Here is a 13,229-nt window from a genome sequence, read left to right as displayed (position 1 = left end):
GTGCAAGTGGGGGATGAGTATGCGCGGGATCAACCTGCCGCAAACCTTCGAGAGGAGGGGGACCAGTGTTCCCCTTCATCACAAGGATTTCGCCCACACGCGGGTGCGTGAGTATTTTCACGGCGAAGACCGGCTGCTGGAAGCGGTGATCCCCAACTATTCCGGCACGCGGCGTGGCGAACTGGTGGTTGTGCCCTGGGAACAGCTTCCCCAGATGGGCAGCCTGGACATGCGCGACCTGCAGGTCCACGAGAAGGTCCAGGCGACAAGCAGTACCCGAGACCTCGACCCGATCAAGATACGCGAGATCTGCCTTGCCGCGGATGCCGCGCTGAGCGGCGACCCGTCGATCATGGATGCCGCCAAGCAGGCCGTCGCCCGTGACGACGAGGATCGCGCCATGGTGCGACTGTCGCTGATCGCCCAGCTGACCCGGGAATCCGGAATCGCACGCGGCGACACCCTGATGGCGCGAACCAACACCCGGACGTTGATGGAACTGATGGGCAGCGGCTCCGGCCGGTCGCGGATCGATCTCGACCTGCTGATCGAACGGGTGATGATCTTCGCCGCAGAGCGCGGGAACTGCACCGTCGTCGACGCCCGGAGCTACCTCGACCCGCTGGTCGGCATGATCACGCCGTTCGGGAATGTGACGACCAAGGGCGAGGAGAAGAACAACGGCTTTCTCTACCTCCAGCACACCCGTCTTCTGCAGTTCCGATCCGAACTCTCCGGATACCGGAACCAGATCCGGGAAGAGCTCGACCATCAGGTCGGACTGATCCTGGAGGCGGCGGACGAGTGCATCGCCTACGTCAACGAGCGGCTCAGCCTGCTGAACGAGTTGCTGGGCAAGCTAGCGGACATGTTCGACGGAAACATGAACGCCATCGACCGGCTCGACCGGCTGCGGCGTGACGTCGGCTACGGGCTGGATGGCTGGGAAGACATGATAACCATGTGGCGCGGGGCCTACGCCGCGCGTGACGCGATCGGCGGGGACCGCGCCATGGAGCGTGCCGTGCAACGGATTGCCGGCTATGCGCCTCGGATCCCCGTGCGGGAAATGTTCCCGGACCATGAGTTGGTCAAACCCGGTTCGCGCTACGAGCAGGCTCGGGTGAAGATGGTCAGCGAAATGCACAGTTGGGAGAACGGGACTCTCGACGCCGAGTTGCAGTCGCGGGTCACGAAAGGGCGCGAAGCCAAGGCGGGCGGCCAAGCCGCTTCGCGGACCGACACCCCGGCCCGCGAACCGAAATCCGATCAGTAGGGTCGGCCGACGGCGGCTACTTGCGGATCCAGCGACCCGCGGCGTCCATGACAAAGGTTCCCGGCGCGGCGCGGCCGATCAGTTTCTGACCCGCCAGTGCCTCGACCTGATCGCGCGGAACGCTGTTCTGCTCGGCAACGCTCTGATACGCCGCGCGGCGTTCGGCATTGACCGTATCGACCAGGGCCCGCGCCTCGGCCGGCGCGGAAGCAACCGCCAGCCCGATATAGCCGTCGCGCCGCTCGCCAATCCACCCCTGGGCCTTGGCGGCGTCGAGGTCGAGCGCCATCGCCGGGCCGACCGCGAGCACGGCGCACGCCGCAATCCCACACAGCGCGGTCATCAGGGTCCGTCGTCCGAGCCGCATCGCCGCCTCCTCAGAAGATCTTCGAATCACTCTTGAAGAGCTGTTCGAGGTCGCGCTCAACCTTGATGCGGACCTCCTGCTCGATCTTGATGTTCAGGTTGATGGTTATCGGCTCCGTCGGCGCCTCGAGCCGTACCCGCGGCTCGCACGCCGCCACCGCCAATGCGACCCCGGTAATCAGGATCAGCGCACCCAGGCGAGCGGGATTAACCACCACCGGACGCCTCAAGCTTGCGTCGGATGACGTCGGTGAGTCCCAGGCTGCGTCGCAGATTGCCGAACAATTGATCGAGCGCCCCGGTAAGGGTGACGTTGAGCGCGATCGGATATCCATCGTAGAGGTCGGGATTGGCACCGCGCAGCCTCAGTTTCACGTCGAACGGCTCCCCCGGGCGGCCATCGGCCTCGACCTCGAGGGATTCGTAGACAAAGTTCCGAATCGCCTTGAGCAGCAGGCTAACCTGCTCACCCTGATCCTGCAACGCGGCAGCATCCTCGCCAGGCGCATAGCGCAAGGATCCGCCACCTTCGCCGGCGGTCAGCCGGGCCTGCTGGATGGCGATGCCGCTGGTCGGGTCCCAGATCAGCGGCAGCCAGCCCGACAGCGTGCCGGTCGCCGCCAGCCCGTCCAGATCGATTGCCTCCGCCAGCCGCGCCGCGTCAACGCGCTCGACCGCCAGGACTATGGGCACCGGACGGCCGCCGCCCAGCGGAACTGCCACATCCTCGGCGGTGACCCGGCCGCCTGCGAAGCCCGACTCAACACGCTCCAGGCGTAGGAGGCTGTCGGCCTCCAATCGGAACCGGACACGCGGCGCCACCATCGGGATCCCCAGATCGATCGCCTTGGCCGACAGCACCTGTCCAGCCGGGGTCATCGGCGGATCGATGCGGCTGAGCGCTACAGCACCTTCGAGGCCGGTGACGGTGCCGAGCGAGCCGGTGAACCCCAGATCCTTCAGGGTCAAGGTCAGTGGATCGTCAGGCGGGACCGCCTCGCCCGGCCAGCGCACGTGGCCGGCCAGCGATACCTCGCCCGAAGCGCCCCGGAACAAGGCTGCCGCAGCCGGCGACAGATCGGCCGGCTGCAGGCCGCCGGGAACGAACCGGATCGGAAACAGCGTCAGTTTCGCAGCACCACGCCCGGCAGCCGGAGCGTGATGACCCTCGGCATCCACGACGAAGGCACCATCCGCCCCACGCACGGTCACGCGGAATGCCAGCCGGTCGGGCGTTGCCGCGGTTCCGGCTCCGCGCGCGGAGCCTTCGAGCGACAGCGGGGTGAAGCGGGCAAGCCTGGCCTGGTCGACCATGCGATCCGCCCGGACATCGACACGCTGCAATTCGGCTCCCTCCGCGGCAAGAGCCAACCGCAGATCGGCCGACAGGCCCTCAAGCGTCACACCGGCCGGGGCAACCGACGCCGCTGCACCCGACAGGCGGGCCCGCAATCCGCCTCGCCCTTCACGATCGATCATGCCGTCGACAACCGCCCGCATCGGTTCGAGAGCAATCCTCCAGGCGCCGGGCTCCGCCGACTCGACGACCAGCGCCGGCAGGCTGAGCGGCATACGAATATCGATCGGTCCGCCGTCGGCGGGCAGGCTCAGGACGGGCCGGTCCGCCGCCAGGATGCGTGCCGACAGTTGCTTTACCGGTGCGATCGCCGCTGCTGTCATTTCGCCGACGGCCAGCCGACCCGGCTCGGACAGTGTGACCCGAATTCCCTCGGTGTCCGAGACGATGCCTCCACGCGCGCTCACCACCGCCCCGGATATTCCGCGCTGTGGCGCGCTCGCCCTGACTTCCAGTTCGAACGCGCCGTCCGGGCCTGCGGGCAACAGGGTCACCCCATCAACGCGGCCATCCAGCCGTTCGATCCGAATGCCGTTCAGCTGGAACCCCGCGGCCTGCAGGGTCGCCTCGGTGATCCGGTCGATCTGCCAGCCGTCTCCGGTCCGGTGGAAGGTCAACCGGGGCACCAGCCCTGCCGTCCCGCCATGGGCGACCGACAGCTTGACCGGCCCCTCCAACCCGCCACGTCCGACCCCGAACGGCGTCTCGACGAGCATCCGAAACGGAACCGCCGGACTTCCGAACACCAGGGCGACCGGGCCGGCGCCCAGAAGCTCTCCCATCGGTCCGGGCGGTGCCGTCGACAGCGTGGCGTCGACGGTGACCGGCTCGACCGTCTCGACCGCCAACCGGCCGGCGGCCAGAGCCAGTGCCAGCCGAACCGTGGCCCGGCCGGTCCCGGCAAGCGGGGCCGGCAGTTCGCCCTTCGTTACGTCGATGGTGATGCCGCCAGAAGCGACCGTTCGGGTCCAGAGTTCTGCCGGATCGGCCAGATCGGCCGGCGCGCCGCCGGTGATCTCGAAGTGTCCGGCGCCCTGCAGGCCAAGCGATTTGGTGTTGGTCCAGGCTGCCGCCAAGGCGTCGACCCGGGCGAGGTCGCCGCTGCCGTCCAACCGGAACGACCGGCGACCGCTGATCGTGGTGGAATCGACGACCGCCGCGACGGTAACTTCCGGCGCCGCTTCCGATCCGAGCCGGGCCACCGCGGAGACGTCTGATCGGTCGTAGCGAACGTGCACGTAGGGTGAAGGCAACGCGGCGCTGCCGGCGCTCGCACGGTCCGCTGCCAGTTCCACCGTCGCCTCCGACAGCGCACCATCGGACAGTTCGGCCGCGGCCGTGCCACGAAGTCCGTCGACAAACAGGTCGCCGCGCTTCATTCCGCCATCGGCGATTGCAAGCACGATCCGGGCGGCGTCAGCCGAGTGATTGAGGGTGCCTGTACCGTTGGCCGCCAGTTCCAGAGGAACACCCTCGGTGGTCTGTACGTCGGCTCGCCAGTTCAGGGACGCCGCGGTACCGTCCGCTCCGGGCACGACGGTACCGTCGACGTGCAGCCGCCCGGCCACCGCACCCGCCATGGCGATCCGGGCGTCCCGAAGCTCCAGGCGGCGCACGGCCGGCGGTCCGTCCGTCGCTCCGCCGCCGGAGAACGCCGCAATCGCCGGGTCCAGGCTGCCAAACCCGAGCGTCCCGTCCGGGCCAACCGAGATATCGAGTTGGGCGTTCGTCAGTACGACGGTGCGAAGCCCGCCGCGCAACAGCTCCCTGGGTTCAAACTCAAGCCGGGCCTGATCGGCCCGGAGCGCGCCGTTGCGGTTCACCCGCACGGCGTCGACGGTCACGTGATGCAGGGACAGATCACTGACATGGAACGCGAGGTCGTCCAGCACCTCGGTACCGGCCGCGTAGTTGACCGCCCAGCGGACCACCCGGGGCGGCACCACATCCCGGCCGATCCAGAGCGCCGGCGCCAACAGCGCCACGATTGCCAGCAGGATCAGGATCGCGCGGCCGAACCAACGCACGCTCTGGACTCCCCCACTACCGCTGCGAATCGGCGTGGAGTATGGCAAGACGACGAACGGCCGTCCAACAGACGGCCGTTCAACTCAGGTCAGGGTCCGGTCAGGCAGCCGAAGCCGCCCGGTTCGGCGTCACGCCGCGAGCCGCCGTTTGGCCGCCAGCATCGCTTCGCGGTTGCGGATCCGATCCTCAAGCTTGCCGCGGGCCACCGCGTCGGTGGTGTCCTTGAGAACGTCGCGGTCGTCGGCGATCGACTTCTCGGTCGCCGCCACGTCGACGTCGCCCAGCGGCATCGCTTCCTCGGCCAGTACCGTGCAGCGGGTCTCCGTCACCTCGGCGAAACCGCCGGCCACAAAGATGCGATCGACGACGGCACCGCCCTCGTAGATGTCGATCACGCCGGCCGACAGGGTCGAGATCATCGGCGCATGCCGCGGCAGCACGCCGAAGTAACCCTCGGTGCCGGGAACGACGACCATCTCCACGTCGCGCGACAGCACGAGCCGTTCGGGCGACACGAGTTCAAACTTGGTGGTCTCCGCCATCGCTTCCTACCTCTGTACCGACCGCACCCGGGTCACCGATCGTCGGCTGATCCGCTCAGGCCGCCTCGGCGGCCATCTTGCGGGCCTTCTCGACCGCCTCGTCGATGCCGCCGACCATGTAGAACGCCGATTCCGGCAGGTCGTCGTACTCGCCTTCGACAATCGCCTTGAAGCCCTTGATGGTGTCTTCCAGCGACACCAGCTTGCCCGGGCTGCCGGTGAAGATTTCGGCAACGTGGAACGGCTGCGACAGGAAGCGCTGGATCTTGCGGGCGCGGGCCACCGTCAGGCGGTCCTCTTCCGACAGCTCGTCCATGCCCAGGATGGCGATGATGTCCTGCAGCGAGCGGTACTGCTGCAGCACCTCCTGGACGCGGCGGGCGATGTTGTAGTGCTCGTCGCCGATGACCCGCGGGTCAAGCATACGCGAGGTCGAGTCGAGCGGATCGACCGCCGGGTAGATGCCGAGCTCGGCGATCTGCCGCGACAGCACCGTGGTGGCGTCCAAGTGCGCGAACGACGTTGCCGGCGCGGGGTCGGTCAAGTCATCGGCCGGCACGTAGATCGCCTGCACCGAGGTGATCGAGCCCTTCTTGGTGGTCGTGATCCGCTCCTGCAGGGCGCCCATGTCGGTCGCCAGGGTCGGCTGATAGCCCACCGCCGACGGCATGCGGCCCAGAAGCGCCGAAACCTCGGAGCCCGCCTGGGTGAAGCGGAAGATGTTGTCGACGAAGAACAGCACGTCCTGGCCTTCCTCGTCGCGGAAGTACTCGGCCAGGGTCAGGCCGGTCAGGCCGACGCGGGCACGCGCGCCCGGCGGCTCGTTCATCTGGCCATAGACCAGGGCGGCCTTGGAGCCCGGTCCGTCCGGCACGATGACGCCCGACTCGACCATCTCGTGGTAGAGGTCGTTGCCCTCGCGGGTGCGCTCGCCGACGCCGGCGAACACCGAGTAGCCGCCGTGGGCCTTCGCGACGTTGTTGATCAATTCCATGATCAGCACGGTCTTGCCCACGCCGGCGCCGCCGAACAGGCCGATCTTGCCGCCCTTGGCGTACGGTGCCAACAGATCAATGACCTTGATGCCCGTGATCAGGATCTCGGATTCCGTCGACTGGTCGATGTAGGCCGGGGCCGGCCGGTGGATCGGGAATCGCAGCTTGGTTTCGACCGGCGGCCGCTCGTCGACCGGGTCGCCGATGACGTTCAGGATGCGTCCCAGCGTCTCCGGGCCGACCGGCACGGTGATCGGGCCGCCGGTGTCGGACACCGACTGGCCGCGAACCGCGCCCTCGGTGGAGTCCATGGCGATGGTGCGCACGGTGTTCTCACCAAGGTGCTGCGCAACCTCAAGAACCAGCAGGTTGTCGCCGATCTTGGTGTGCAGCGCGTTCAGGATCGCCGGCAGCTCGCCGTCGAACTTAACGTCGATGACGGCGCCGATGACCTGGGTAATCTTGCCAGTAGCGTTGTTCGCCATGCTCTAGGCTCCTCGTTTGGGCGGGGCGGCGGAGGTGTGCGTCGCGCCTCAGAGCGCCTCGGCGCCCGAAATGATCTCGATAAGTTCCTTGGTGATCACGGCCTGACGGGTCCGGCTCTAGACCAGGGTCTAGCGATCGCTCATGTCGCCGGCGTTGCGGGTGGCACTGTCCATCGCCGTCATCCGCGCGCCGTGCTCGCTCGCCGCGTTCTCGAGAAGCGCGGTGTAGATCTGCGTGGCAACGTTGCGTGGCAGCAGGGCGGCCAGGATGCCCTCCTCGTCCGGCTCGTACTCGTACAGCGCCTTCAGTTCGCTGCCAGTCTCCTCCTCAGCGTCCGGCAGCTTCGCCGGGATCAGCTGCTGGGAGGTGACGATCTGGGTCATCGCCGACTTGAAGCGGTTGAAGAAGATCGTGCAGACGTCGAATTCGCCGGCCTCGAAGCCGTGGATCAGCTCGCGGGCGATGTTGTCGGCCTGTTCAAAGCCGACCACGGTGCGCGCAATGTTCTCCAGGGACTTGACGATCTTGGTGCCGTGGGTGCGGCGCAGCTGGTCGCGGGCCTTGCGGCCCACGGTCATGATCTTGACGGTCTTTCCGGCGCCCTCCAGCTCGCTGATCCGGCGCCGGGCGGCGCGGACGATCGAGGAGTTGAAGCCGCCGCACAGGCCGCGGTCGGCGGTCGCCACCACGATCATGTGCACGTCGTCCTTGCCGGAACCGGCAATCAGCTTCGGCCCGCCGGCGGAGCCGACCTTGGCGCCGAGCGACGCGATCATCCGCTCCATCCGCTGGGCGTAGGGCCGAGCGGCTTCCGCCGCCTCCTGCGCCCGGCGCAGCTTGGCGGCCGCGACCATCTTCATGGCCGAGGTGATCTTCTGCGTCGACTTGACGCTTTTGATCCGGATCTTCAGGTCCTTGAGGTTGGCCATCGTACCGTCCGCTGCCTACCGTTCGCTGTTGGCCGTCGAGCGTCCTGTCCGGCGCGCCTGGTTGAGGCGCGCCGCAGGATCACGCGAAGGTCTTCGCAAAGGAGTCCATGAACTCCTTCAGCTTGCCCTCGGTCTCGTCCGACAGGGCCTTCTCGGCGCGGATCGCGTCGAGGATGCCCGATGCCTTCGACTTGATGTCCGACAGCAGCTGCTGCTCGAACCGGCCGATATCGGCGACCGCGACCTTGTCGAGATAGCCACGCACACCGGCAAAGATCGAGACCACCTGCTCTTCGACCGGCATCGGGCTGAACTGCGCCTGCTTCAGCAGCTCGGTCAGACGCGAGCCGCGGGCCAGCAGACGCTGGGTCGCGGCGTCGAGGTCCGACGCGAACTGTGCGAACGCCGCCATCTCGCGGTACTGCGCCAGTTCCAGTTTGATGCGGCCGGCCACCTGCTTCATCGCCTTGATCTGGGCGGCGGAGCCGACGCGGCTGACCGACAGGCCGACGTTCACCGCCGGGCGGATGCCGCGGTAGAACAGGTCGGTTTCCAGGAAGATCTGGCCGTCGGTGATCGAGATCACGTTGGTCGGAATGTAGGCCGACACGTCACCGGCCTGGGTCTCGATGACCGGCAGAGCGGTCAGCGAACCGGCGCCGTTGGCGTCGTTCATCTTCGCCGCGCGCTCCAGCAGACGGGAGTGCAGGTAGAACACGTCGCCCGGATACGCCTCCCGCCCCGGGGGACGGCGCAGCAGCAGCGACATCTGCCGGTAGGCGACCGCCTGCTTGGACAGATCGTCATACACGATCACCGCGTGCATGGCGTTGTCGCGGAAAAACTCGCCCATCGCACAGCCGGTGTACGGCGCCAGGAACTGCAGCGGCGCTGGATCGGAGGCGGTGGCGGCGATCACGATCGAGTACTCGAGCGCGCCGTAATCTTCCAGCGTCTTCACGATCTGGGCGACCGTGGAGCGCTTCTGGCCGATCGCGACATAGATGCAGAACAGCTTCTTGCTGTCGTCGTCGCCGGCCGCGTCGTTCACCGACTTCTGATTGATGAAGGCGTCGATCGCGATCGCGGTCTTACCGGTCTGGCGGTCACCGATGATCAGCTCGCGCTGGCCGCGGCCGATCGGGATCAGGCTGTCGATCGCCTTCAGGCCGGTCTGCATCGGCTCGTGCACCGACTTGCGCGGCATGATGCCCGGCGCCTTGACCTCGACGCGCTTGCGCTCGACGTTCTGGAGTGGGCCCTTGCCGTCGATCGGATTGCCGAGACCGTCGACCACACGGCCGAGCAGGCCGCGGCCGACAGGCACGTCAACGATCGCGCCGGTGCGCTTGACGGTATCGCCTTCCTTGATGTTGCGGTCGTCGCCGAAGATCACGATACCGACGTTGTCGGTCTCGAGGTTCAGCGCCATGCCGCGGACCCCACCGGGGAATTCCACCATTTCGCCGGCCTGGACCTGGTCCAGCCCGTAGACACGTGCAATTCCGTCACCGACGGAGAGCACCTGTCCGACCTCGGCGACTTCCGCCTCGGCTCCGAAATTGGCGATTTGCTCCTTGAGGATGCCGGAAATTTCGGCGGCGCGGATGTCCATCAGCCAATCCCTTTCATGGCGAGCTGCAGACGCTGCAGCTTGGTACGGAGCGAACTGTCGATCATGCGCGAGCCGACGCGCACGATAAGGCCGCCGATCAACGACGGATCGACGGTGAGAGCAACGGAAACCTTCTGGCCGACCACCTTGCGAAGCGCCTCGGTGACGGATTCGATTTCCGGATCGGAAAGTGAAACCGCGGAAGTAACCTCGGCGGCGACTTCGCCGCGGCGACGGGCCAGTTCCGACAGGTAGGCCTCAATCATCTGCGGCAGGGCGAACAGACGGCGGTTGGTCGCCAGCACGCCGACGAACTTGGCGGTGAGCGCGTGCGCTCCGGCCTTGTTCATGACGGCAAGCACGCCCTTGCTCTGTTCGTCGCGGGTCAGAACCGGCGAACGAATCAAGCGCAGGAACTCCGGGCTGTCGCTCAGAAGCTGCCGCACCGCGGTCAGGTCCGAGGCGACGTCGTCCAGAGCTTTACCCTCGTCGGCCAGCTCATACAGAGCCAGCGCATATCGAGCGGCAAGTCCTTGGGTTTCCGATGCCACGAGGAAACGCCCCTTCGTTTCGATTGGTGCCGACAGTTCCCGCCAGAAGCGAGACCACGCCAGCAGGCCGCGTGGTTGGTGAAGCCGCCGCGCAAAGACCTCCCGGAGGGGCCTCCCCCCGCGGCGCGGCGCCTAACTAGCACACGGGTATGGGGGGTGCAAGCGGCCCACGGCTTCGGTGTGCGCAGCCGTGCCATTGTGTCGCTAAACGCAGCTTTCGACCGGCTTTTCCATCATCGTCATCGGCAGTGACCGGCCGCCGACCGTCAAGCTGCCGGCCCGGGTCACCTGGTATCCGAGCCGCTGATAGAACGCCACGGCGTTCAGGTTGGCCCGCACCACGAAGCCGCGGCAGCCCGCCGCCGCGGCGCGCGCCTGCGCCGCTTCGACCAGGACACGGCCCAGGCCTTGCCCGGCCAGCGCCGGCTCCACGAACACCTTGCGGACCCGGCCGCGCGGCGGAGCGGATCCGGGTGCCTCCATCACCGTCCCCCAACCGGCAGACCCGACGATCGCACCATCCTGACCAACCGCCACCCAGAGATCGTTGCCGAGCAGCGCCTCGGCGTAGTCCGGCTCTCGGGATGCCGCGATCAGCAGGGCGGTCTCTTCATCCGAATAGTGGCTGCGGCCAAGCAGATCGACCGCGCGGCACTGCATGGCGACGGTGGCCTCAAGATCAGTGGGCTCGAATGGGCGCAGTGTGGTCGTGGTCATGGTCCGACCATCGTAGCGGAGCGCGCGGTGGGTCGAAACGTCACATGAAGCTGTAAGGATCGACGTCGATCGACAGCCGCACGGCGTTCTCCAGACGGATCGGCGCCAGCCAGTCGCGCAGGACGCGCTGCAGGTTGATCTCCTTGCGCGCCTTGACCAGCAGCCGGCGGCGGTGCCGGCCGCGCAGCAGGGCAAGCGGCGCCGGCGCCGGGCCCAGCACCGTCACCCCGTCGAGCCGGGGAGCAGCGCGGGCGATGGCGCGGGCGGCGGCATCGGCGCGCTGCGGGTCGGGGGCGGAAACCACCAGCCCGGCCAGCCGACCGAATGGCGGCATCCCTGCCTCGCGGCGTTGCTCGGTCTCGTAGTCCAGGAAGCGCTCGCGGTCGCCCGCCGCCAGGGCCGCCATCACCGGGTTCTCCGGCACGTGGGTCTGCATCAGCACCCGCCCCGGCCGATCGGCCCGACCGGCCCGGCCGGCTACCTGGTGCAGCATCTGGTAGGTGCGCTCGCCGGCCCGCAGGTCGCCGCCGGCCAGGCCGAGGTCGGCGTCGACCACCCCGACCAGGGTCAGCCAGGGAAAATGATGGCCCTTGGCGACGATCTGGGTTCCGACGATGACGTCGACTTCGCGGGAATTCACCGCCCGCACGAACTCGGCCGCCTGGTCCGGACCGACGATGGTATCGGACGAGGCTATCTGGAAGCGGGCGTCGGGAAACCGGCTCAGCACCTCCTCAGCCAGCCGTTCCACGCCGGGGCCGCTGGCCACGAAACTGTCCTCGGCCTCGCAGGACGGGCACTGCCGTGGCAACCGGCCGGAAAAGCCGCAGTGGTGGCACTGCAGCTTGCCGAGCAGTCGATGCTCGACCAGCCACGCCGTGCAGTTGGGGCATTCCAGGCGGTGCCCGCAGCCCCGGCACAGGGTCAGCGGCGCGTAGCCTCGGCGGTTCAGGAACAGCAGCACCTGCTCGCCGTCGGCCAGGGTCTGCTCGACCGCCCGGACCATGCCGGGCGCCAGGAAACGGCCACGGTCGGGCCGGTCGCGGCGCAGGTCGATCATCTCGACCGACGGCAGGGTGGCCGACCCCGGCCGGGCCGCCAGGTGCAGCCCCTGGTAACGACCGCCGCGGACGTTCTCCAGGGTCTCCAGGCTCGGCGTCGCCGAGATCAGGGCGACCGGCATTTCTTCCAGCCGGGCTCGGACCACCGCCATGTCGCGGGCCTGGTAGGCGACACCGTCCTCCTGCTTGTAGGCCGGCTCGTGCTCTTCATCGACCACGATCAGACCCAGCTCGCGGAACGGCAGGAACAGGGCGGAACGCGCGCCGACCAGAACCCTGGCCGTGCCTTCGGCGACCGCCCGCCAGGTCTCGCGCCGGACCTTTGGCTTCAGATCGGAGTGCCAGACCGCCGGCTGGACGCCGAACCGCGCCTCGAACCGTTCCAGCCACTGCGCCGACAGGGCGATCTCCGGCAGCAGCACCAGGGCCTGCCGGCCGGCGGCCAGCGCGGTGGCGATCGCCTCGAAGTACACTTCGGTCTTGCCCGATCCGGTCACGCCGTCGAGGGCGGCCACGCTGAACGCCCCCGCCGTGACCGCCCGGCGCAGGGCGTCGGCGGCAATCTCCTGCTCGGCGGTCAGCGGATGGCCGGGGCGATCCGGGTCCGGCGTCTTGAACGGCGGCGGCGGAGCCAGTTCGTGGCGATCCAGCAGCCCGGCGTCGGCCATTGACTTGATCACGGACGGACCGACCGCCGCCTCGCGCGCCAGATCCTTCGGCTCCAGCGCCGGGCCGTCGCTCAGCGCCGCCAGGACCCGGCGGCGCGCCGGGGTCATCCGGGTGCTCGGCGGCCAGGCGGCCTCCGGCACGCCGGTCAGCACCACGCTCGTCGGCGGCGGCTCCAGCGCACCCGGCGAGCTGATCGCCATGCGCAGCACCGAGCCGCGCGGCGCCAGGGTCCAGGCCGCCACCCAGTCGACCAGATCGAGCACGCTGTCGGGGATCGGCGGCACGTCAAAGGCCCGGATCACGCCGCGCAGCCGCTCCTCGGCGACGTCGTCGCCACCGGGGCCGAGAACCACGCCGGTCATCCGGCGTTTGCCTAAGGGAACCTCGACCACCGCACCACGGCCGAGCCCCAGGGCCGGATCGGCCCTGTAATCGTAAGGCCCGTCCAGCGGCAGGGGCAGCAGCACGCTGACCCGGTCGTAGGGCGCATCCAGGGGCAGGAGGTCGTCCACTCGGGTCGGTCTCTCTCTCGAATCGTCGCAAACCGTGAATCGGCGGCGAGTGTGCCGGTCGAAGGGCCGAGCGACAATGCGGCAGTCGGTCCGCAGCACCCCGGGGCCGGCGGCTGGCCGGTGCC

At 68.2% G+C, this 13,229-nt stretch carries 10 protein-coding genes and 1 pseudogene; 1 reads left to right on the top strand and 10 read right to left on the bottom strand.

Going from position 1 to position 13,229, the window contains the following annotated elements; all coding sequences use genetic code 11:
• Positions 1–19: 19 nt before the first annotated feature.
• The gene (locus RIC54_RS13045) at positions 20–1,276 is read left to right on the top strand and encodes a hypothetical protein (protein WP_350090840.1); all 1,257 of its coding nucleotides are present in this window, start codon (positions 20–22) and stop codon (positions 1,274–1,276) included.
• Between the two features lie 16 nt (positions 1,277–1,292).
• On the opposite strand, the gene RIC54_RS13040 is transcribed toward RIC54_RS13045, so the two are convergent.
• From RIC54_RS13040 to RIC54_RS12995, 10 genes and pseudogenes are all read right to left on the bottom strand, one after another.
• Positions 1,293–1,643 (bottom strand): YdbL family probable chaperone protein, encoded by a 351-nt coding sequence (locus tag RIC54_RS13040; RefSeq protein ID WP_350090837.1) that lies wholly within the window; start codon positions 1,641–1,643, stop codon positions 1,293–1,295.
• Between the two features lie 10 nt (positions 1,644–1,653).
• Positions 1,654–1,857, bottom strand: coding sequence for a YnbE family lipoprotein (locus RIC54_RS13035; RefSeq protein ID WP_350090834.1), 204 nt, complete (start codon positions 1,855–1,857; stop codon positions 1,654–1,656).
• Entirely contained in the window at positions 1,850–5,026 is a 3,177-nt protein-coding gene (locus RIC54_RS13030; RefSeq protein WP_350090831.1) for an intermembrane phospholipid transport protein YdbH family protein, read from the bottom strand. The genes RIC54_RS13035 and RIC54_RS13030 overlap by 8 nt, the downstream gene beginning before the upstream one ends.
• A gap of 129 nt (positions 5,027–5,155) precedes the next feature.
• Positions 5,156–5,569, bottom strand: a complete 414-nt coding sequence (locus RIC54_RS13025; protein ID WP_007668260.1) for a F0F1 ATP synthase subunit epsilon — start codon at positions 5,567–5,569, stop codon at positions 5,156–5,158.
• Positions 5,570–5,624: 55 nt separating this feature from the next.
• Positions 5,625–7,049, bottom strand: coding sequence for a F0F1 ATP synthase subunit beta (gene atpD / locus RIC54_RS13020; RefSeq protein ID WP_350090827.1), 1,425 nt, complete (start codon positions 7,047–7,049; stop codon positions 5,625–5,627).
• A 48-nt stretch (positions 7,050–7,097) separates the two neighbouring features.
• A pseudogene (locus tag RIC54_RS13015) lies at positions 7,098–7,979 on the bottom strand (F0F1 ATP synthase subunit gamma).
• Between the two features lie 79 nt (positions 7,980–8,058).
• Entirely contained in the window at positions 8,059–9,594 is a 1,536-nt protein-coding gene (atpA, locus tag RIC54_RS13010; protein ID WP_350151086.1) for a F0F1 ATP synthase subunit alpha, read from the bottom strand.
• Positions 9,594–10,145 (bottom strand): F0F1 ATP synthase subunit delta, encoded by a 552-nt coding sequence (locus tag RIC54_RS13005; RefSeq protein WP_350090818.1) that lies wholly within the window; start codon positions 10,143–10,145, stop codon positions 9,594–9,596. Before RIC54_RS13005 ends, atpA begins: the two co-directional genes overlap by 1 nt.
• 204 nt (positions 10,146–10,349) lie before the next feature.
• A complete protein-coding gene (locus tag RIC54_RS13000; protein WP_350090814.1) occupies positions 10,350–10,862 on the bottom strand; it encodes a GNAT family N-acetyltransferase in 513 nt (170 codons plus the stop codon).
• Between the two features lie 40 nt (positions 10,863–10,902).
• Positions 10,903–13,104: a primosomal protein N' gene (locus tag RIC54_RS12995; RefSeq protein WP_350090811.1), complete on the bottom strand. Its 2,202-nt coding sequence runs from the start codon at positions 13,102–13,104 to the stop codon at positions 10,903–10,905.
• Positions 13,105–13,229 lie beyond the last annotated feature (125 nt).

Source organism: Thalassobaculum sp. (assembly GCF_040219215.1).
Lineage (GTDB): Bacteria > Pseudomonadota > Alphaproteobacteria > Thalassobaculales > Thalassobaculaceae > Thalassobaculum_A.
This window is presented reverse-complemented; position numbering and strand designations above follow the sequence as displayed.

What these genes read in the sequence shown, in the direction of transcription:
- atpD (WP_350090827.1), bottom strand. Translation starts at nt 7,049, where the DNA reads ATGGCGAACAACGCTACTGGCAAGATTACCCAGGTCATCGGCGCCGTC.
- RIC54_RS13025 (WP_007668260.1), bottom strand. Translation starts at nt 5,569, where the DNA reads ATGGCGGAGACCACCAAGTTTGAACTCGTGTCGCCCGAACGGCTCGTG.
- atpA (WP_350151086.1), bottom strand. Translation starts at nt 9,594, where the DNA reads ATGGACATCCGCGCCGCCGAAATTTCCGGCATCCTCAAGGAGCAAATC.
- RIC54_RS13040 (WP_350090837.1), bottom strand. Translation starts at nt 1,643, where the DNA reads ATGCGGCTCGGACGACGGACCCTGATGACCGCGCTGTGTGGGATTGCG.
- RIC54_RS13000 (WP_350090814.1), bottom strand. Translation starts at nt 10,862, where the DNA reads ATGACCACGACCACACTGCGCCCATTCGAGCCCACTGATCTTGAGGCC.
- RIC54_RS13045 (WP_350090840.1), top strand. Translation starts at nt 20, where the DNA reads ATGCGCGGGATCAACCTGCCGCAAACCTTCGAGAGGAGGGGGACCAGT.